The organism is Streptomyces thermoviolaceus, from assembly GCF_045209695.1.
In the GTDB taxonomy this organism is placed as follows: domain Bacteria; phylum Actinomycetota; class Actinomycetes; order Streptomycetales; family Streptomycetaceae; genus Streptomyces; species Streptomyces thermoviolaceus.
In genome coordinates this window covers 5,754,568-5,773,098 of the sequence record NZ_CP109280.1, presented here as the reverse complement: position 1 = coordinate 5,773,098, position 18,531 = coordinate 5,754,568, and the positions used below count along the sequence as shown (strand labels likewise).

17 protein-coding genes and 1 tRNA gene are annotated in these 18,531 nt (G+C 73.3%); 9 read left to right on the top strand and 9 right to left on the bottom strand.

Features of this window, described 5'->3' with window-relative positions:
* Positions 1 to 228: 228 nt before the first annotated feature.
* A complete protein-coding gene (gene fdh / locus OG899_RS25225; RefSeq protein ID WP_406311167.1) occupies positions 229 to 3,489 on the top strand; it encodes a formate dehydrogenase in 3,261 nt (1,086 codons plus the stop codon).
* 25 nt (positions 3,490 to 3,514) lie between these two features.
* Here fdh and selD read toward each other — a convergent pair whose 3' ends face one another.
* Positions 3,515 to 4,537 carry a selenide, water dikinase SelD gene (selD, locus tag OG899_RS25220; RefSeq protein WP_125496402.1) on the bottom strand — a complete coding sequence of 341 codons (1,023 nt, stop codon included), beginning with the start codon at positions 4,535 to 4,537 and terminating at the stop codon, positions 3,515 to 3,517.
* A gap of 31 nt (positions 4,538 to 4,568) precedes the next feature.
* On the opposite strand from selD, the gene OG899_RS25215 reads away from it, so the two are divergent.
* Positions 4,569 to 4,662 (top strand) — tRNA-Sec (locus tag OG899_RS25215).
* Positions 4,663 to 4,732: 70 nt separating this feature from the next.
* Complete coding sequence (locus tag OG899_RS25210) at positions 4,733 to 5,020, top strand: hypothetical protein (protein WP_125496403.1); 288 nt, start codon at positions 4,733 to 4,735, stop codon at positions 5,018 to 5,020.
* Positions 5,021 to 5,032: 12 nt separating this feature from the next.
* Here the strand turns inward: OG899_RS25210 and OG899_RS25205 are convergent, their stop codons facing one another.
* The 5 genes from OG899_RS25205 to OG899_RS25185 all read right to left on the bottom strand — a co-directional run bounded on the left by OG899_RS25205 (position 5,033) and on the right by OG899_RS25185 (position 10,563).
* Entirely contained in the window at positions 5,033 to 6,838 is a 1,806-nt protein-coding gene (locus tag OG899_RS25205; RefSeq protein WP_125496404.1) for a selenocysteine-specific translation elongation factor, read from the bottom strand.
* Positions 6,839 to 6,843: 5 nt separating this feature from the next.
* Positions 6,844 to 8,226 (bottom strand): L-seryl-tRNA(Sec) selenium transferase, encoded by a 1,383-nt coding sequence (selA, locus tag OG899_RS25200; protein ID WP_406311166.1) that lies wholly within the window; start codon positions 8,224 to 8,226, stop codon positions 6,844 to 6,846.
* 153 nt (positions 8,227 to 8,379) lie between these two features.
* Complete coding sequence (locus OG899_RS25195) at positions 8,380 to 9,048, bottom strand: hypothetical protein (RefSeq protein WP_125496406.1); 669 nt, start codon at positions 9,046 to 9,048, stop codon at positions 8,380 to 8,382.
* A gap of 60 nt (positions 9,049 to 9,108) precedes the next feature.
* A complete protein-coding gene (locus OG899_RS25190; RefSeq protein WP_125496407.1) occupies positions 9,109 to 9,666 on the bottom strand; it encodes a hypothetical protein in 558 nt (185 codons plus the stop codon).
* 342 nt (positions 9,667 to 10,008) lie between these two features.
* Complete coding sequence (locus tag OG899_RS25185) at positions 10,009 to 10,563, bottom strand: hypothetical protein (RefSeq protein WP_406311165.1); 555 nt, start codon at positions 10,561 to 10,563, stop codon at positions 10,009 to 10,011.
* A 213-nt stretch (positions 10,564 to 10,776) separates the two neighbouring features.
* Between OG899_RS25185 and OG899_RS25180 the strand changes: the two genes are divergently transcribed.
* The gene (locus OG899_RS25180; RefSeq protein ID WP_189428413.1) at positions 10,777 to 11,190 is read left to right on the top strand and encodes an SRPBCC family protein; all 414 of its coding nucleotides are present in this window, start codon (positions 10,777 to 10,779) and stop codon (positions 11,188 to 11,190) included.
* A gap of 4 nt (positions 11,191 to 11,194) precedes the next feature.
* Here the strand turns inward: OG899_RS25180 and OG899_RS25175 are convergent, their stop codons facing one another.
* On the bottom strand, positions 11,195 to 11,941 hold the full coding sequence (locus OG899_RS25175; protein WP_168131973.1) for an SOS response-associated peptidase: 747 nt from the start codon (positions 11,939 to 11,941) through the stop codon (positions 11,195 to 11,197).
* 91 nt (positions 11,942 to 12,032) lie between these two features.
* Positions 12,033 to 12,845 carry an SAM-dependent methyltransferase gene (locus OG899_RS25170; protein ID WP_125496410.1) on the bottom strand — a complete coding sequence of 271 codons (813 nt, stop codon included), beginning with the start codon at positions 12,843 to 12,845 and terminating at the stop codon, positions 12,033 to 12,035.
* Positions 12,846 to 13,013: 168 nt separating this feature from the next.
* Here OG899_RS25170 and OG899_RS25165 point away from each other — a divergent pair, with 168 nt between their 5' ends.
* Complete coding sequence (locus OG899_RS25165; protein WP_168131999.1) at positions 13,014 to 14,399, top strand: PP2C family protein-serine/threonine phosphatase; 1,386 nt, start codon at positions 13,014 to 13,016, stop codon at positions 14,397 to 14,399.
* 352 nt (positions 14,400 to 14,751) lie between these two features.
* Here OG899_RS25165 and OG899_RS25160 read toward each other — a convergent pair whose 3' ends face one another.
* Positions 14,752 to 15,315, bottom strand: coding sequence for a TetR/AcrR family transcriptional regulator (locus OG899_RS25160; RefSeq protein ID WP_406311164.1), 564 nt, complete (start codon positions 15,313 to 15,315; stop codon positions 14,752 to 14,754).
* A gap of 383 nt (positions 15,316 to 15,698) precedes the next feature.
* Between OG899_RS25160 and OG899_RS25155 the strand changes: the two genes are divergently transcribed.
* The 4 genes from OG899_RS25155 (at position 15,699) to OG899_RS25140 (ending at position 18,476) form a co-directional block, all read left to right on the top strand.
* Entirely contained in the window at positions 15,699 to 16,769 is a 1,071-nt protein-coding gene (locus OG899_RS25155) for an aldo/keto reductase (RefSeq protein WP_406311198.1), read from the top strand.
* Between the two features lie 190 nt (positions 16,770 to 16,959).
* Positions 16,960 to 17,493, top strand: coding sequence for a DoxX family membrane protein (locus OG899_RS25150; RefSeq protein ID WP_251506098.1), 534 nt, complete (start codon positions 16,960 to 16,962; stop codon positions 17,491 to 17,493).
* A gap of 17 nt (positions 17,494 to 17,510) precedes the next feature.
* The gene (locus OG899_RS25145; protein ID WP_229814366.1) at positions 17,511 to 18,065 is read left to right on the top strand and encodes a hypothetical protein; all 555 of its coding nucleotides are present in this window, start codon (positions 17,511 to 17,513) and stop codon (positions 18,063 to 18,065) included.
* Positions 18,066 to 18,302: 237 nt separating this feature from the next.
* On the top strand, positions 18,303 to 18,476 hold the full coding sequence (locus OG899_RS25140; protein ID WP_125496413.1) for a CsbD family protein: 174 nt from the start codon (positions 18,303 to 18,305) through the stop codon (positions 18,474 to 18,476).
* Positions 18,477 to 18,531 lie beyond the last annotated feature (55 nt).

The following is an 18,531-nucleotide window of genomic DNA, read 5'->3' as shown; positions in this document are numbered from 1 at the left end:
CGCCGGACGTGCGAGGAGCGTGTGGCCGTTTGGTGTGCCGCCGCCGGGGGCACCCGTGGGTGTCGAAAGGCTGGGGACGAGCGGGGTCCGGCGGCCGCACCGGCAGTGGGGCCGGGGCGACCGCCGGCGTCGCGGATGCCGGCCGCCACGTGCCGCGCGACCATCGTCGGCAGGACGACGCACGGACCGGGCGTCCGGCGCGAGGACGCACGCGAAAGGGCTCACGTCATGGGCGTACGCACCTGGATCGGCTCCTGGCCGGTGTACCGCCAGCTCACCGGCACCGACCCGCTGGGCCGTGGGGCCGCGGCCCGAAGCGACCGGACCGCGCGGCTGACCCCGCGGGTGGCCTCGGCCGACCGGGTGGTGAAGTCGGTGTGCCCGTACTGCGCCGTGGGCTGCGGCCAGGACGTGTACGTGGAGAACGGGCGGGTCACGCAGATCGAGGGCGACCCCGACTCCCCCGTCTCCCGGGGCCGGCTGTGCCCCAAGGGCTCGGCCAGTCTGCAGCTGACCACCGGCGACGCCCGTGAGCACCGGGTGCTCCACCGGCGGCCGTACGGCACCGAGTGGGAACATCTGGACCTGGACACGGCGATGGACATGATCGCCGACCGGGTGATCGCGGCCCGGCGTGCGGGCTGGCAGTGGGAGGCCGACGGGGTGCGCACCCGGCGCACCCTGGGCATCGCCAGCCTGGGCGGAGCCACCCTGGACAACGAAGAGAACTATCTGATCAAGAAGTTGTTCACCGCGCTCGGGGCGATCCAGATCGAGAACCAGGCCCGTATTTGACACTCCTCCACCGTTCCCGGTCTGGGAACCTCGTTCGGCCGCGGCGGCGCGACCACCTTCCAGCAGGATCTGCAGAACGCGGACTGCATCGTCATCCAGGGCTCGAACATGGCCGAGTGCCATCCGGTCGGGTTCCAGTGGGTGATGGAGGCGAAGGCCCGCGGCGCGAAGGTGATCCACGTCGACCCGCGGTTCACCCGGACCAGTGCGCTGGCGGATCTGCATGTGCCGCTGCGGGCCGGCTCGGACATCGCCTTCCTCGGCGGGATCGTCAACTACGTGCTGAGCAACAACCTGTACTTCCGTGACTACGTCGTGGCCTACACCAACGGGCCCGTGGTGCTCCGCGAGGACTTCCGGGACACCGAGGACCTCGACGGCGTGTTCTCCGGGCTCGACGCGGAGCACCGCAGCTACGACACCGCCTCCTGGCAGTACCAGGGCATGGAGGTGCAGGCGGCCGCTGGACAGCGCGACGCGGAGGACGAACGGCGCACCGGCCGCGGACGCTCGGTCGACGAGGCGGCCCGCGGGGAGACGCACGGGTCCGGCGGCGCGGACATCGGGGAGGGCGAACCCGAGCGGGACGAGACGATGACCCACCCGCGGTGCGTGTTCCAGGTGCTCAAACGTCACTACGCCCGCTACACACCCGAAGCGGTCGAGCGGATCTGCGGGGTGCCGCAGGACCTGTTCCGGCAGGTGTGCGAGTGGGTCACGCAGAACTCCGGGCGGGACCGCACCACCGCGTTCGCCTACGCGGTCGGCTGGACCCAGCACACCGTCGGCGTGCAGTACATCCGTGCGGCCGCCGTGCTGCAGCTGCTGCTCGGCAACATCGGCCGCCCCGGCGGCGGCATCCTCGCGCTGCGCGGACACGCCTCCATCCAGGGGTCCACGGACATCCCGACCCTGTTCAACCTGCTGCCCGGATACATCCCGATGCCGCACGCCCACGAACACCAGGATCTGGAGTCGTTCGTGCGAGCGGAGGCGCAGCGCAAGGGTTTCTGGGGCGACATGCGCGCCTACCTGGTCAGCCTGCTCAAGGCGTACTGGGGCGACGCCGCCGACGCCGACAACGACTTCTGCTTCGACCATCTGCCGCGGCTGACCGGCTCGCACTCCACCTACGAGACGGTGCTGGCCCAGCTGGACGGCGTCTGCAAGGGCTACGTCCTGTACGGGGAGAATCCGGCGGTGGGCTCGGCCGATGCCAAGCTGCAGCGGCTGGGCATGGCCAACCTGGACTGGCTGGTGGTGCGCGACTTCTCGCTGATCGAGTCGGCCACCTGGTGGAAGGACGGCCCGGAGATCGAGTCGGGCGAGCTGCGCACCGAGGACATCCGCACCGAGGTGTTCTTCCTGCCGGCCGCCGCGCACACCGAGAAGGACGGCAGCTTCACCAACACCCAGCGGTTGCTGCAGTGGCACCACCAGGCCGTCGAACCGCCCGGCGACGCCCGCAGCGACCTGTGGTTCACCTACCACCTGGGCCGGATCGTCCGGGAGAAGCTGGCCGGCTCCACCGACCCGATGGACCGGCCCGTGCTCGACCTGACGTGGGACTACCCGGTGAAGGGTGCGATCGCCGAACCGGACGCCGAGGCGGTGCTCGCCGAGATCAACGGATGGGACGCCGACGGCAACCCGCTGGCCTCCTACGAGCAGCTCAAGGACGACGGGTCGACCACGTGCGGTTGCTGGATCTACTGCGGTGTCCACGCCGACGGCGTCAACCAGGCGGCCCGCCGCACCCCGGGCCGGGAGCAGAACTGGGTCGCCGACGAGTGGGGGTGGGCGTGGCCCGCCAACCGCCGGATCCTGTACAACCGGGCCTCGGCCGATCCGGACGGCAGGCCGTGGAGCGAGCGCAAGGCGCTGGTGTGGTGGGACGCGGAGCGGGGGCAGTGGACCGGCCACGACATCCCGGACTTCCCCGCGGAGCGTCCTCCGTCCTGGCAGCCACCGCCCGGTGCCCGGGCCGCCGAGGCGCTGTCGGGCACCGACGCCTTCGTCATGCAGGCCGACGGCAAGGGCTGGTTGTACGTGCCGTCCGGGCTCACCGACGGCCCGCTGCCCACCCACTACGAGCCGCAGGACTCGCCGTTCGTGAACCTGCTGTACCGGCAGCAGCGCAACCCGGTGCGCCATCTGACGCCGTCCCTGCCCGACAACCGCTACCAGCCCAGCGGCGACGAGCCCGGCGCGCAGGTGTTCCCGTACGTGGCGACCACCTATCGGCTCACCGAGCATCACACGGCCGGCGGCATGTCGCGCTGGCAGCCGTATCTCGCGGAGCTCCAGCCCGAGTTCTTCTGCGAGGTACCCCCCGAACTGGCCGCCGAGCGCGGGCTGGAGCACACCGGGTGGGCGACGATCGTCAGCGCCCGGGGTGTGATCGAGGCGCGGGTGCTGGTGACCGACCGCATGCCCCCGTTGACCGTGCACGGCCGCACCCTGCATCAGGTGGGCCTGCCCTACCACTGGGGGCCGAACGGCCACAGCATCGGTGACGCGGCGAACGAGCTGCTGCATCTGTCCCTGGATCCGAACACGCACATCCAGGAGGCGAAGGCCTTCGCCGTGGACATCCGCCCCGGGCGCCGTCCCCGGGGTCCGGCCGCCCCGGCTCTGGTGCGCGCCTACCGGGTGCGGGCGGGCATCGACGACCGGACGGGCACCGAGATGTGACGGGGCGCCGGGAGTCGCGAGCGTCTCACCGCAGCACGATCGAGTGCGGTCCGCGCGGCACGAGTTCCCCGATCACGGGCGCGCCGGGGATCTCCCCGGCGACGAGCAGACCGCCGGAGGTCTGGGCGTCGGCGAGCAGCAGGCGGGTGTGCGGGTCCGTGTCGCCGAAGTCGGTGTGCGGGGCGACCCACTCCAGGTTGCGCCGGGTGCCGCCGCTGACGTAGCCGTCCCGGACGGCCTCCCGGGCACCGTCCAGGTACGGCACGGCCGCGGTGTCCACCACGGCGGTCACACCCGAGGCGCGGGCCAGTTTGTGCAGGTGGCCGAGGAGTCCGAAGCCGGTGACGTCGGTGGCGCAGGTGACGCCGGCGGCCAGGGCCGCCTCGGACGCCTCCCGGTTCAGCGTCGTCATCGCGGCGACCGCCTGCTCGAAGCGCTCCCCCGTGGCCTTGTGACGGTTGTTCAGCACCCCGATGCCGAGGGGTTTGGTCAGCGACAGCGGCGTCCCGGGCCGGCCGGTGTCGTTGCGCAGCAGCCGCGCCGGGTCCGCCAGTCCGGTGACGGCCATGCCGTACTTGGGTTCGGGGTCGTCCACGCTGTGCCCACCGCCGACGGGGCAGCCGGCCTCGGCGGCGATGTCCAGTCCGCCGCGCAGCACCTCGCGGGCCAGGTCGAAGGGCAGCACGTCGCGCGGCCAGGCCAGCAGGTTGACGGCGACCGCGGGACGGCCGCCCATGGCGTACACGTCGGACAGCGCGTTGGCGGCGGCGATGCGCCCGAAGTCGTAGGGGTCGTCGACGACCGGGGTGAAGAAGTCGGCGGTGGACACCAGGGCCCGGGCCGGGCCGCCTGCGGGCGCGGGGAGGGGGACGACGGCCGCGTCGTCACCGGTGGCGAGCCCGACCAGCAGCGGGGCGCCGACGGCCGACGTCGTGGCGGTGAGGCCGGTGAGCACGTCCTCCAGTTCGCCGGGCGGGATCTTGCAGGCGCAGCCGCCGCCGTGGGCGAACTGCGTGAGCCGTACGGGTGTTGCGCGGGTGGTGGTCATGGCGGATCCTTCCGGTAGCCTGACGGGCGGTGGAGGCGTGTGGGTGCCTGGTGGCCCTCCCGGTCTTCAAAACCGAGGTGCCCGAGGATCTCGGGCAGGCGGGTTCGATTCCCGTCCGCCTCCGCTGCCGCAGCGTGTCTGCGCCGACCTGTAACCCGCCTCACGCACCGTCAAACGCGTCGGAACGGGGGGAAGATGCGCCGCACCGCCGCTGTCCTGCTCGTCGCCGCATGTCTCGCCGTGGGTGCCTGTACCCGCAGCTCCACCCCCACGCCGGAGCCCGACTGGAGTCTGCTGACGCGCAGTGCCTCCCCGGAGGAGATCGCCGCGTGCACCGAGGCACTCCTCGAAAGGAAGGAGGGCGCGCCGGGGTGCGCCGAGCTGCCGCCGGACGCCTACGCCGAGGCGCTGCGTCGGGTCCTCGAGCACGACAAGGACGCCCTGAGCAGCGCGAACGAGTCGGTGCCGCCGAAACTGCCCTAGGCCGCGCCCGGATCAGGCCGGGCCCGGCTGCCGTGCGTCATCGTCCTCGCGGCAGCGCCGGTGCTGGTCGTCGACGCGTTCGGTGAAGCCGCGGGCGTCGAGATGTTCCAGCAGCGGCACCGCGACCCGGCGGGTGGTGTCCAGGGCCCGGCGGGCCTCGCTGAGCGTGAAGGGCTGCGGCAGGCTCCGCAGCACGGCGGCGGCCTGCTCGTCCGCGCCCGGGAGCAGGACGATGCCGTCGGTGACGCGCAGCAGCGCGCCCGCGGCGACAGCGGCGGCCAACGCCTTGTGGTGCAGGCCGAGTTCGGCGAGGCGGCCGGCGTCGGGTGCCCGGAACGGCGCTTTCTCCAGGTCGCGGCGCACCGCGTCGACGGCTTCCCGGACCGTCGGCGGCAGGGCGGGCCGCAGGCTGCCGGAGACGTACAGCCGGCCCTGCCGGCAGGTGAGTCCGGGATGTCCCGGGGTGGCGGCGAGGGCGTCGACCAGGCGGCGGTCGGGCAGCTCCAGCAGCCGGCGTGCCGCCTCGGTGGGCAGGCCCGGTTCCAGGGGGTTGCGCCGGGCGTGCTCCTCGGCCTCGGCGGCCAGCCGCTCCCGCAGCCGCGCCCAGTGGGCGGGGTCGGCCAGCCAGTCGCCGGTGACGGGATCGCCGGACGCGGGCACACCCATCGCGCGCAGCTGCGACCGGCGGACCAGGCCGCGGCGGCGCAGTTCGGCGGCGGGGTCGGGGCATCCCGTCATCGTGGCCAGCTCCTTGGCCCGGGCCCGGCCGGCGCCCCGGCGGGTCAGCGGCGGCGGGCACACGTCGAGCACGGTCACGGCGCTGGGCGGGCGGGTGCCGCCGGGTTCGCGCAGCACCGCGCGGTCGCCGACCCGCAGCGGCAGCGGCCGGCTCAGCGTCAGTCGGGCGGTGTCCTCGCCCAGCGGGCGGACGGTCACGGGAACGGCCGCGGTGCCGATGTGCAGCATGACCGCCCGCGGCAGGTCGGCAGCCGGCTCCCCGGTGATCCGGACGTCGGTCACCCCCGTGGGCAGCCAGCGGTCGGGGGTGAGCAGGACCTGGCCGCGGCGCAGCACGCCATCGGGGCAGCCGTGCACGTTCACCGCGACCCGGGCGACCCCGCTGACGGCGGTCCGCTCCTGGTGGAGACACTGCAGGGAGCGCACCCGGGCGACGGCGGTGCCGTCGCCCGTGACCAGCCGGTCGCCGACGCGCAGGGTTCCCGCCGCGAGGGTGCCGGTGACGACGGTGCCGTGGCCGTGGACGGTGAAGGCGCGGTCCAGCCAGAAGCGCACGTCGGCGTCGGCGGGCGGCACGGGCAGGGCGGCGGCCAGCCGGTCCAGCTCGGCGCGGAGCCGGTCCAGCCCGCTGCCGGTGACGGCGCTGACCGCGACCGCCGGCACGGTGCCGAGGCTGGAGCGAGCCATCCGCTGCCGGGCCTCGGCGCACACCGGGGCGGGGTCGGCGAGGTCGCTGCGGGTGACGGCGAGCACGGCGTGGCGGACACCGAGCGCGTCGAGAATCGCCAGGTGCTCCTCGGACTGCGGCTGCCAGCCCTGGTCGGCGGCCACCACGAACAGCACGGCGGGCACGGGTCCGACGCCGGCCAGCATGGTCGCCACGAAGCGCTCGTGGCCGGGCACGTCGACGAAGGCGAGCGGTTCGCCACCGTCCTCGGGCCGGGTCCACACGAAGCCCAGGTCCAGGGTCAGTCCGCGGCGCCGCTCCTCCTCCAGCCGGTCGGGTTCCATCCCGGTCAGCGCCCGCACCAGCGCGGACTTGCCGTGGTCGACATGGCCCGCGGTGGCCAGCACCCGCATCCCGGCTACCTCCGTGCCCGGGCCGCCGTGCGGACGGCCTCGGCGAGCAGGGCGTCGTCCTCCTCCGGCACGGCCCGCAGATCCAGCAGACACCGGCCGCTCTCGATCCGGCCCACCACCGGGACGGGGCCGGTGCGCAGGGCGGACGCCCAGGCCTCCGGCAGGGACAGCGCGGCGCTCGGCAGCGTCACCCCGGGTGCGCCGCCCCCGCCGACGGTGGCCGCGCTGGGAACGGCGTGGACGTCCAGGCCGGGGCCGCGCAGCTGGCAGGCGAGGCGTTCGGCGCGGCGGGTCAGGGTGCGCGGATCGGCGTTCAGGGCGCGGGCGGTGGGGGTCTCGGGGCCGGTGAGGGTGGCGTGCAGGGCGGCCAGGGTGAGCTTGTCCACGCGCAGCGCCCGGGCCAGCGGATGTCGTGCCAGGGCGCCGACGAGGCCGGCGTCGCCCAGGATCAGGCCGCACTGGGGGCCGCCGAGCAGCTTGTCCCCGCTCGCGGTCACCAGCGCCGCGCCCGACCTCAGCTGACCGGCGGCGTCGGGTTCCTCGGGCAGCAGCGGATGCGGGGCGAGCAGGCCGGAGCCGATGTCGGCGACCACGGGCACGCCCAGCCCGGCCAGGTCGCGCACCGAGGCGGCACGGGTGAAACCGGTGATGCGGAAGTTGGAGGTGTGGACCTTGAGCACGAAGGCGGTCTCGGGGCCGATCGCGGCGGCGTAGTCCTCGACGCGGGTGCGGTTGGTGGTGCCGACCTCGCGGAGCCGGGCGCCGGTGGAGACGAGCAGGTCCGGCAGCCGGAAGCCGTCCCCGATCTCCACCAGCTCGCCCCGGCTGACGACGATCTCCCGGCCGGTGGCGAGCGCCGTGGCGGCCAGCACCAGGGCGGCGGCACCGTTGTTGACGACGTGTGCGGCGTCGGCGGACGGCACCCGTTCGCGCAGCGCCTGCAGCACGCTGCGGCCGCGGCGGGCCCGGACACCGGTGACCAGGTCGAGTTCCACGTCCGTGGGTCCGGCGGCGTCCAGCACGGCCAGCCGGGCCGCCGCCGACAAGGACGCACGGCCGAGGTTGGTGTGCAGCAGCACCCCGGTCGCGTTGATCACCGGACGCAGTCCGCCGGCGGTGCGCGGCAGCAGGGCGACCGCGGTGTCGGCCACCGCCTCGGGCGGCACGGTGCCGTGCCTGGCCTGCTCCTGTGCCTGCCGGACCGCCGCCTTGACCGTGCCCGGCCCCAGTCGGCCGACGGCGGCCACGAGGCGCGGGTCCTTCAACACCGCGTCGGTGCGCGGGATGCGGCGGCGTGCGTCACCGAGCGCGGCGCCGGTGACGCACGGCTGTGCGCCGTCCTCGTCCGGTTCCTGCTCCGTCCCGCGTTCCGCGACCCGCCGGCCCATGCGGACCCTCCGTTCCACGCCCGGACTGATGGCTGTGTGCAGGACACCCCATGGTCGTCCGTGGCCGTCTCCGGCCGCCGCGCGACACGCCGGACACATCGGTGGCCGCCCTCGCCCTGCCGTCGGTCGGTGCCGGGCGGACGGCTGGACGCGTCAGGTGCTGAGCAGGCGGTTGAAGAAGGAGCGGTAGCGGCGCAGGGCCCTGCGCAGGGCCTCGGTGTCCGCCTGCTCCCCCTGGCTCCACTGGCTCTCCAGTTCCTGCTTGTGCTGGGCGAAGGTGGCCGCCAGGGTCTGCATCACCTCGGCGACCAGGGTGTCGGCGGTGTGCACCGCCTCGCGCGGGTCGTCCACGAATCTGCTCTGGGCCTCCTTCCAGCGGTCGCGGAAGCCCTGCTCGTCCTCGGGGCTCAGCAGGCGCGGGCTCTCCTCCTCCGCGGTGGCGGCCTTCCCTGCGTCCGGGGAGCGCGTGGTGTCCTGCGGCTGCGTCTCGGACTCCGCCGACGGTGCGCCGGAGGCGGCGGGCGCCGCGGCGGCCCGGTCACCGGCGGCGGACGGTTCACGCGTCTCGGACGGCTCCCGGGTCCCGGAGGGCTCACGCGTCTCGGACGGCTCACGGGTCCCGGACGACTCACGCGTCCCTGACGGCTCGCCGGTGCCGGAGCGGCGCGGCGGTGCCTCGCCCGTGCTCTCGCCGGGATAGACCGGCGGCGGGGCGTCCGTCTGCGGCGGCGCCGATCGCGAGGCCGGCCCGCCGGACCGCTCCCGCAGAAGATCCTCGGTGGACAGGCCGCTGCTGCGGCTCGGTTCCTTGTCGCTGTGCATGGCTTCCTCCGTGCCGGGCTGAGCGGTGTCCGGACGCCGGCCGCGACGGCAGGCCGGTGGTCAGGACGGGGCGTGCCGAGGGCGGTTTCCGTCGGAGAGCAGTTCGTCGAAGAGCACCCGGTAGTGGACCATCGCGCCGCGCAACTGCTCGGTGGTGGCCTGGCTGCGGGTGGTGAGCGTCTCGATGTCGTGAGCGGCACGGTAGTGGTCGAGGGTGCGGCTGTGCTCCACGGACAAGTCGGCGGCCTGCTGCTCGAAGCCCTCGGTCGGGTAGCCGCGCTCGTGCATCAGCGACGTCACCAGCCGGTCGGCGTCGTGCACCGCGTCCTCGGGCCGGTCCACGAACTCTTCCTGCACACCGCTCCACTCGCGGGCGTACCGTTCGCGCGCGTCGGCGGACAGCGGCCTGATGTCCAACTCGTCGTGCCGCTTTTCGCGTTCCCTGAGATGGCGCTCACCGGCCCGCCTGCTCTCCGCCTCCTCCACCGTGCGGTCGTACTCGGGTCCGAAGCGCCGGCGCAGCCGACGACGCCGTGTCAGCAGCGAAGCACCGACGGCGATCAGAGCGAGGACGACGACGACCGGGATGATGATCGCGAGAAGTGTTCCCGTTGACATGTGACACACCCCCTTGGGCACTGCTCCGCGTGCCCTGCCTGGCGCGCTTCATGCGCACGGCGGAGCAACCCGTGGAAGACGACGGGGCAACCTCGGGGAAACAGTGGCTCATCCGCTGCGTGGCGACGGTTCGCCGAGCGGCCGCGGAGGGCGTGTTTCCCCACGGACACGCGTGCGCCCCTCCCGCGGACCGTGCCCGAGATGCCGATGGTGGAATCGGCGACTAGCGTCGGGAAATGACAGCCGCAACGGGCACGCCCCGACCGGCGAGGTCTCCTCAGGGGGCCGAAGCCGCGGAGTCTCTCAGATGGCACCGCGGCGGTCGGAGACCGAGACGTGCTTTCACAATCGAGCGGCGACGCTCTGGACCGCGCCGCACTTTCCCCGACCAGGCAGCGCGGCCGTCCATCTTGCGTGCAATTCCGCGCGAGACGGTGGAAAGGAAAGGTAATACCCATGCGAGCACAGCGCGTCAAGCGCCTCTTTGCCGTGTCTGCGGCCGGCGTCCTCATGGCCGGTGGCGCCGCGATCGGCACCGCGGGTACCGCAGCGGCGTCGGGCTACGACTCCCACCAGGCTTCCGGGTACAGCACCCTGTATCAGGGCGGCCACGGCGGAGGTCACGGCGGAGGCCACGGTGGCGGACACGGCGGCCACGGTGGCTACGGCCACGGCGGAGGCCATGGTGACGGACACGGTGGCTACGGCCACGGCGGCCACGGCGGCTACGGCCACGGCGGAGGCCACGGTGGCGGACACGGCGGCCACGGCGGTTACGGCCATGGCGGATGGGACGGAGACCACGGCCACGGCGGCCACGGCGGCTACGGCCACGGTGGCGGACACGGCGGCGGACACGGCGGTCACGGTGGCGGACACGGTGGTCACGGCGGTCACGGCGGCTACTGATCCGGCCCGTCCGGTGTCCTGACATCATCTCGACGACCCAGCACGGTGTGCGGTCCGACCTCGGACCGCACACCGTCGTCTGTGCAGGAGGACGGCCACCCGGCGTGCGCACCGCCGCGGACGCGGAGCAGCTTTTCAGCCGCGTCAGGCGGGGCACGCGGTTGCTGGTACGACCGCAGAGCACACGAAATGGGTGCCGTGATGACCGAGTACGAACGTTCCCGCACAATGCCCGCCCAGCCCGAGCAGGTTTTCGATCAGGCGGCCAATGTGTCACAGCTCGACGCATGGCTGCCGCACGAGCTGCACGTGCGCGGCGCGGCCCCGCCCGCCGTGACCGTGCACGAGGACCGCACCGACCAGGACACGCCCGCGCTGCTGCGCGCCGAGCGCGACCAGATGCGGATCGAGTGGGGCACCCGTGAGCAGGGCAGCTACGCGGGCTGGCTGCAGATCGCCGGCATCGGCGGGGGCGCGAGCGAGGTGACCGTGCACCTGTCCTTCCTCGAGGACAGCCACGACCCGGGAGAACAGGCCGCCCGGTCCGCTCTCGACGACAGCCTGCAGCGGCTGGAGGAGCAGGTGCGGATGCGCGTCGAGCACGCGGCCGGCTGAGCCGTCACGGCGCGGCCTCGGCCACCAGCTCGGGACCGTCGGCGCGGACGTCGTTGACGGCCGGGGAGACCGGCCGGGCGTCCAGGTGGCCGCCCGCCGGGGTGTCGAGCAGCGCCCGCAGCTCGCCGGTGTCCTGACACCGCGGGTCGAGCCAGGCGTCGTAGTGCTCGGCGTCCAGGGCGAGCGGCATCCGGGGGTGGACGCGGCCGGCCGCGTCGGTGGCGTCGGTGGTGATGATGGTGCAGGTCGTCAACCACGCCGCGGGATCGTCGTCCCGCGGCACATGCGGATCGCGCCAGTGGGCGTAGAGGCCGGCGAGGGCCATGATGCCGCCGTCCTCGGGGTGGATGAACCAGGGCTGCTTGCGGACCCGGCCGGTGTGTGCGTCCTCGACGCGCTGCCATTCGTAGAAACCGTCGGCGGGGAGCAGGCAGCGGTGCCGGGCGAAGGCGCGGCGGAAGGCGGGTTTGACGTGGACGGTCTCCACGCGCGCGTTGATCAGCCGGGCGCCGGTGCGGGGGTCCTTCGCCCAGGAGGGCACCAGTCCCCAGCGCAGCGGCCGCAGCTCGCGGCGGGGTGTCGCGTCGGCTTCGGGGTCCTCGCGGGGCACGCGTTCCAGGACGGCCCACACCCGGTCGGTGGGCGCGATGTTCCAGCTGGGTGCCAGGGCCTCCTTAGGGCGCCAGGCCGTCACCCGGAAGTGGCGGACCAGGTCCTCGGGGGCGCGGGTGGACACATAGCGGCCGCACATGAGTTCAGGGTGCCACGCCCGGCCGACGGTCCGCGGCCGGGCGCACCCCCGCGCGGCCGCCGGGAGGCGGCCGGCCCGGGCCCGGCGGTGGTCAGGCGGTCTTGCGTCCCACTCCGGCGTACACCCAGTACCGGCGGGGGTCGTCGGGTATCCGCTCCTGCGGGTCCGGGCGCCACAGCGGCAGATGCACCAGGCCGGGTTCGACCAGCTCGAAGCCGTCGAAGAGGGCCATGATCTCGGCGTGGGAGCGGGCGGTGACGGGAGAGGTGGCCCGGTCGCGGTACAGCTGTCCCACGGCGGCGGCCGTGTCGGGACGGTCGTCGTCGGTGGCGTGGGTCAGCGCCAGCCAGCTGCCCGGGGGGAGAGCGTCCCGGAAGGCGGCCACGATGCCGCCCGGATCCTCCTCGGCGGTGATGAAGTGCAGGATCGTGATCATCAGGACGGCGACGGGCTGCTCGAAGTCGATCAGGTCGCGCACCTGGGGTGCGGAGAGGACGTCGGCGGGGCGGCGGATGTCGGCGGCCACGATCGTGGCGTCCGGGTTGCCGTCGAGGAGCGCCTCGCTGTGGGCGACCGCCACGGGATCGTTGTCGACGTAGACCACCCGTGAGCCGGGGGCGGCGGACTGGGCGACCTCGTGGACGTTGCCCTGCGTGGGGATGCCGGAGCCCAGGTCGATGAACTGACGTACACCGGCGTCCACCAGGAAACGCACCGCGCGCTGAAGGAAGGCGCGGTTGGCGCGGGCGAGGGTGCGCACCTGAGGGTCGATGGCGGTGAAGGCGGCCACCGCCTCACGGTCTATGGCGAAGTTGTGCTCTCCGCCCAGCATGGCGTCGTACATCCGCGCCACACTGGCCTTGCCGGGATCGACGCCCCGCGGCAGCCCGCTGTCGTCCGTCATGGTCAACTCCCTCGCGACTCCGCATTACTGACTGGGAATCATATAGTTGCCTACGGCATACTCCTCGTCCGTGCCGCCCCGCCATGGCCCTTCCCCGCACCGCCCCCGCAACACGTCGACGAGGACCTCCCGGCCCGTCACGCCACGACCTGCCCCACCCGGAAGGCAATCACCCTGCGGTACACAGAACACAGCGAGTCCCCCGATCACGACGACGCCCTTGCGGCGTCGCCGGGCAGTCACCGCGGGCGCTTCTCCCCCGCGGCGGACGCCATCGGCTCCGAGCTCGACCTGCAGCTGACGGGCCGCCATGTGGTGCACGCCCTGGCGCCGTACTTCTGCGACGCGGCCTCCGTGTATCTGCTGCAGCGCTGGCTTCTCCAGGAGCACGGCGGCCAGTTGCCCGACCCGCCCCAGATCGAGGCGCGCCGTCTCGCCCTGCGCATAGGCGCACAGAATCCGGAGAACTGGGAGTCGCTGCTGCCGGTCGGCGAGGTGCTGGTCTTCCCCCGCGAGACGCCGTACGCGCGGGCCGTGGCCACGGGGCAGAGCCAGCTGCTCGACGGTGTGGACGGGCACACCGTGCAGCGCCTGCGGCGGACCGGGCGGGGCGATGCGTCCGTGGAAGCCCTGGTGCGCAGCGCCTCCTTCCTGATCGTCCCGTTGCGGCTGCGCGGCACGGCGGTGGGGTTCATCGCCTGCACCCGGGGGCCCGGTCGCACGCCGTTCACACGTGGCGACGCGGTGGCGGTGGAGGTGCTCGGCGCCCGTGCCTGCGTGGCACTGGACAACGCGCGCCGCTACGAACGGGAACGGCTCACCGCGCTGGCCATCCGCCGCTCGCTGCTGCCCGAGGCCGGCCAGTGCCACGAAGGCTGCCGGATCGCGCACGGCTACCGGCCCGCCGGGCAGGACGTCATCGGCGGGGACTGGTTCGACGTGCTGCCGCGGCGCGGGCGCCGGGTCGGCATGGTCGTCGGCGACGCGATGGGGCACGGCCCCGAGTCCGCCGTCGCCATGATCCAGTTGCGTACGGCCGTGCGCACCCTGGCGGCGCTCGACCTCGACCCGGCCGACCTCATGCGCCACCTGGACACGGTCGCCGGTGACACCCCCGGTGCCTCCTTCGCCACCTGCATGTATGCGGAGTGGGACGCGGACCTGTGCACCTGCACCTTCGTCGGGGCCGGGCATCCGCCGCCGCTGGTCCGCGGGCCGAGCGGCCCGGCCCGGCGGGTCGCCCTGACCACGGCCGGCCTGCCGCTGGGCCTGGGTGCGGGCCGGTACGAGCCGACCGTGCTGCATGTGCCCGAGCCGAGTCTGCTGCTGCTCTACAGCGACGGGCTGGTGGAGTCCCGGACCCGCGACATCGACCAGGGCATCACCCGTCTGGCCCGCGCCCTCGACGAGGGTGCCGCACAGCTGTCCGACCCGGAGCACCCGGACGCCCTGCCGTCCCTGTGCCGGCACCTGCTGGAGGACACCGTCGGACAGGACGCCGCCACCGACGACCGGACCCTGCTGCTGGCCGAGCTGGCCCCCGGGAAGAAGTGAGCGACCGACGCGGGTGCGGCCACCCGATGTGGTGATGCAGGTGCGCGCGAGGCACACCGAGCCGGTGGGAGCGCCACCGCTCCGGCGCGCACACCACGACGCCCGTGGAACGGCGGGCCACGGCACGCACCCAACCCGAGCGTCGACGCAGTCGCCCGGCACGTCGCCGAACGCACCCCCGCCGCCCGCCCGCGGGAAGCGCTGACGCCTCCACGTTCCAAGACTGGCGGCATCCGGGTCCGCCTCGGTGATCTCGACGGTCCTCACCCAGGTGTGGGGTGCCGCGACCGTCGCGGCCGCGGCCCTGCCGTCCGGCATGGGCCGACGCCTCCTCGAACCGCTGGTGTGCCGCTCAGCGGGGCCTGAGTCCGTCGACGACGACGTCCAGCATTCGGTGCAGTCGGCGGCGCTGCTCGGGCGCGCCGGCCACGGAGAGCAAACCGGCGAGGATGCCGCCCACCTCGACCGGGTCGATGTCGCTGCGCAGTTCTCCTGCTGCGGCACCGGCCTCGAGCATCATCGCCAGGATCTGCTGGACCTCGTCGCAGACCGGCCCGGTACCGAAGCGGCCGGACGCGCTCATGGCGACCAGGGCCTCGCAGATACCGCGTCGTTCACCGGTCCAGTCGGCGAATCGGAGCATCCAGGCGTGGAGGGCCCGAGCGGGCGGCTCGGTGGCGAGCAGGGTGCGTGCATCCTCGCGCAAGGGCCGGATCTGGTCCCGGTAGACCTCTTCGATCAGATCCTCCCGGGTGGGGAAGTGCCGGTACAGGGTGGCGTTCCCCACTCCCGCGCGTCTGGCGATCGCGTCCAGCGAGATCGGGTGTCCGGACGCGAAGGCTTCGGCAGCCGCGGCGATCAGCTGCTTGCGATTGCGCTGCGCGTCGGCGCGCAGGGTGCTGCGGGGAGATGTCATGACGTTCGCGATCGTGGGTGTCGGCTGAGGCTCGGGAATGATCCGGGGATGTCCCCGGTTCAGTGTACGGCGAGACAACCGGGGAGGTCCCCGATTGTTCCCCCGCACATCACGTCAGCGACGAAAGATCAGATATGCCCACAGCTCTCATCACCGGGGGACGACCGGGATCGGTGGAGCGACGGCCGAGCCGCTTCGAGCGCTGCAAAGCCAGCCAGGAGGTCGCGACAGCAGTCGCCTTCCTCTCCTCGGACGCCGCCGACCGCATCACCGACCAGGACATCACCGTGGCCGCCGGCTACGGGCCCGCGCCTGGAACCCGTGCGGGCCGATCACGGATCCGCACCGTCAACGCCATGAACCGCACCGCACAGGAGAACACGATGGCACTCACTCTCGACACGTATCGGCTGCTGGGCCGTTCCGGACTCCGGGTCTCACCGCTGGCGCTGGGCACGGCGACCTTCGGCACCGAGTGGGGCTGGGGCGCCGAGCGCGACGAGGCGCGCAAGCTCTTCGACCGCTACACCGAGCTCGGCGGCAATGTCTTCGACACCGCCAGCACCTACACCGACGGCAGTTCCGAGCGACTGCTCGGTGAATTCGCCCGCGCCGACCGCGACAAGCTGGTGCTGGCCACGAAGTACTCGACGCTGCGTCGGCCTGATGACCCGAATTCCGGGGGGACCCACCGCAAGAGCATGCTGGCGTCGGTGGAAGCCAGTCTGCGCCGGCTGAACACCGACTACATCGATCTGCTCTACGTGAACGTATGGGACTTCCGGACGCCGGTGGAGGAGATCCTGCGGGGCCTCGACGACCTGGTGAGGCAGGGCAAGGTGCTGTACGTGGGGATCTCCAGTGCCCCGGCCTGGCAGGTGGCGCGCATGCAGGCGATCGCCGACCTGCGCGGCTGGTCGCCACTGGTCGCGCTGGAGACCGAGTACAGCCTGATCGAGCGCACCGCGGAGCGTGACCTGATCCCGATGGCACGCGAGATGGGACTCGGCGTGGTCCCCTTCTCCCCGTTGGGCGGCGGGGTGCTCACCGGCAAGTACAGCCGGGAGGACCAGAACCGGGCGGGCTCCGTCGTCGGCGAAACCGCCGGCGACCGCAAGAGCCTCAATGTCGCCCTGGGATGGGTCACCGACCGCAACCTCGCCATCGCCGATGCGGTGAAGGAGGTGGCCTCGGAGCTGCGCCGCACACCCGCCCAGGTCGCACTGGCCTGGGCCCTGAACGCCCCGGGTGTGACGGCACCCGTCGTCGGCGCCCGCACCATCGCGCAGTTGGAGGACAACCTGGGTGCTCTGCAGGTCGACCTCACCCCTTCCCAGCTGGCCCGCCTCGACGAGGTCAGCGCCATCGACCTCGGCAATCCGCACGCCCTGCTCGCCAGCGATCACATCCGCACGGTCACCACGGGCGACATGAAGATCGAAACCCTCGGCTGAGGCCCTGAGGCCCGCTACCACGGCGGTCACACGGACGACGCGGACACCAGCGCACGACGAACCCACGCGCGGACGGCAGCACACATGTCGCCCTCGCGAGGACGTGCCGCGGCGGCCGTGCGGCCCAGGTTGCAGCCGTCCGGGAACGGGAACCCGGGCAACGCCGCACATCTCACACCTGGGAGAGACCATGAGTCTGCTGCGTCTGGCCGGTCGTCCGATGCTCGCCTCGATGTTCGTCGCCGGCGGTCTGGGCGCCGTCCGCAGCCCCGCCGATCTCGCTCCGGCCGCCGAGCGTGTGGTGGGGCCCCTCAGGCAGCGGTTCCCGATGCTGCCGGAGCGCACCGAGCAGGTCGTGAGGCTCAACGGCGGCGTGCAGGTCGTCGCGGGTCTGATGCTGGCCACGGGCCGACTGCCCCGGCTGTCCGCGCTGGCCCTCGCCGCGACCCTCGCGCCGACCACGGTGGCCGGCCACCGATTCTGGGAGGCGGAGGACCCCGGTGAGCGGATGCAGCAGCGCGTCCACTGTCTGAAGAACCTCTCCATGATGGGCGGGCTGCTGATCGCGGCGGACGACACGGGCGGGGCCCCGTCGCTGCTGTGGCGCGGCCGGCACCGCGCCCGGGACCTGCAGCGCGAGGCCGCCCGTCTGCGCCGTTCCGTCCGCACCCCGGCGCGGCCCGCCGCCGCGGCCGCCTGCATCCGCGCCAAGCTGCCCTGCTGACCGCCCCGGACGCACCCATGGCACCGGACACACCCATGGACGACCAGCGGCCCTCCGGGATCTTCCGGCCGGGTTCGGCCGGGCAGAGCGGCGGTCGTGCCCTGCTGGGGATCTACCTCAACGACCATCTGGCGATCGCGACGGTGACCGCCGGGCGTTCGCGGTACCTGGCCTCCTCCTGCCGCGATCCCGAGCTCGCCGAGGCGGTCGCCGCCGTCGCCGCGCAGATCGCCGAGGACCGCAGGGCACTGCTGGCGATCATGCGTCGGCTGAACGTGCCGGTACGGCGCTACAAGATGTACGCCGGACGGCTCGGCGAGCGCGCCGGCCGGCTGAAGACCAACGGCTCCCTGCTGCGGCGTTCTCCGCTGAGCACCCTGCTGGAGTTGGAGCTGCTGCAGCTCGGCACCCTGAGCGCGATCAGCACCTGGGAGACACTGCGCACCCTGGCCGACCGCGACCCGCGTCTGGAGCCCCACCGGCTCAACGGGCTGCTGGAGCGCTCCCGGGATCGCCTGCGCACACTCGACGACCTGCGCAGACGCCAGGCGGGCAGGACGTTCACGGGATGACGCCCACGGCGTCCACCGGGCGCGGGGACGTGCACAGGCCGCTGAGGATGCGGGCCGTCACGCGGGCGCTGCCCGCGGGCGACACCCCGTGGTGCGGGCCGTCGACGGGGAGACCGGGTGAACCGCCGGGCCTCGCCGGGGCCGTCTGTCGCGCGCCGGCGGCGGCTGGTTTGCCGGTGACCGCACCGGACACCCGGAGCGGTGACACACAGCCCCCTACGGTCGGGAGTGAGCGACGTGGCTGGTGACCAGAAGGCCAGGGCCAAGAAGGAACAGATGAAGGGCAAGGCCGAGGAGACGGTCGGACGCGCGGTCGGCAACGAGCGCATGACCGCCGAGGGCCGGGCCCGGAAGGCCAAGGGCGACGCACGCCAGGCGAAAGAGAAGACCAAGGACACGCTGAAGCCGTGAACCGGCTCGGCCCGCACTCCTCCGCCCGTCACCGGGCACCGAGGGCACGGCACTC

Coding starts and splice junctions, on each gene's coding strand:
- OG899_RS25180 (WP_189428413.1), top strand. CDS start 10,777: ATGACCGAGTACGAACGTTCCCGCACAATGCCCGCCCAGCCCGAGCAG.
- OG899_RS25195 (WP_125496406.1), bottom strand. CDS start 9,048: ATGCACAGCGACAAGGAACCGAGCCGCAGCAGCGGCCTGTCCACCGAG.
- OG899_RS25205 (WP_125496404.1), bottom strand. CDS start 6,838: ATGCGGGTGCTGGCCACCGCGGGCCATGTCGACCACGGCAAGTCCGCG.
- OG899_RS25145 (WP_229814366.1), top strand. CDS start 17,511: ATGGCACCGGACACACCCATGGACGACCAGCGGCCCTCCGGGATCTTC.
- OG899_RS25170 (WP_125496410.1), bottom strand. CDS start 12,845: ATGACGGACGACAGCGGGCTGCCGCGGGGCGTCGATCCCGGCAAGGCC.
- OG899_RS25150 (WP_251506098.1), top strand. CDS start 16,960: ATGAGTCTGCTGCGTCTGGCCGGTCGTCCGATGCTCGCCTCGATGTTC.
- selA (WP_406311166.1), bottom strand. CDS start 8,226: ATGGGCCGGCGGGTCGCGGAACGCGGGACGGAGCAGGAACCGGACGAG.
- selD (WP_125496402.1), bottom strand. CDS start 4,537: ATGACCACCACCCGCGCAACACCCGTACGGCTCACGCAGTTCGCCCAC.
- OG899_RS25175 (WP_168131973.1), bottom strand. CDS start 11,941: ATGTGCGGCCGCTATGTGTCCACCCGCGCCCCCGAGGACCTGGTCCGC.
- OG899_RS25190 (WP_125496407.1), bottom strand. CDS start 9,666: ATGTCAACGGGAACACTTCTCGCGATCATCATCCCGGTCGTCGTCGTC.
- OG899_RS25160 (WP_406311164.1), bottom strand. CDS start 15,315: ATGACATCTCCCCGCAGCACCCTGCGCGCCGACGCGCAGCGCAATCGC.
- OG899_RS25155 (WP_406311198.1), top strand. CDS start 15,699: ATGGCACTCACTCTCGACACGTATCGGCTGCTGGGCCGTTCCGGACTC.
- OG899_RS25210 (WP_125496403.1), top strand. CDS start 4,733: ATGCGCCGCACCGCCGCTGTCCTGCTCGTCGCCGCATGTCTCGCCGTG.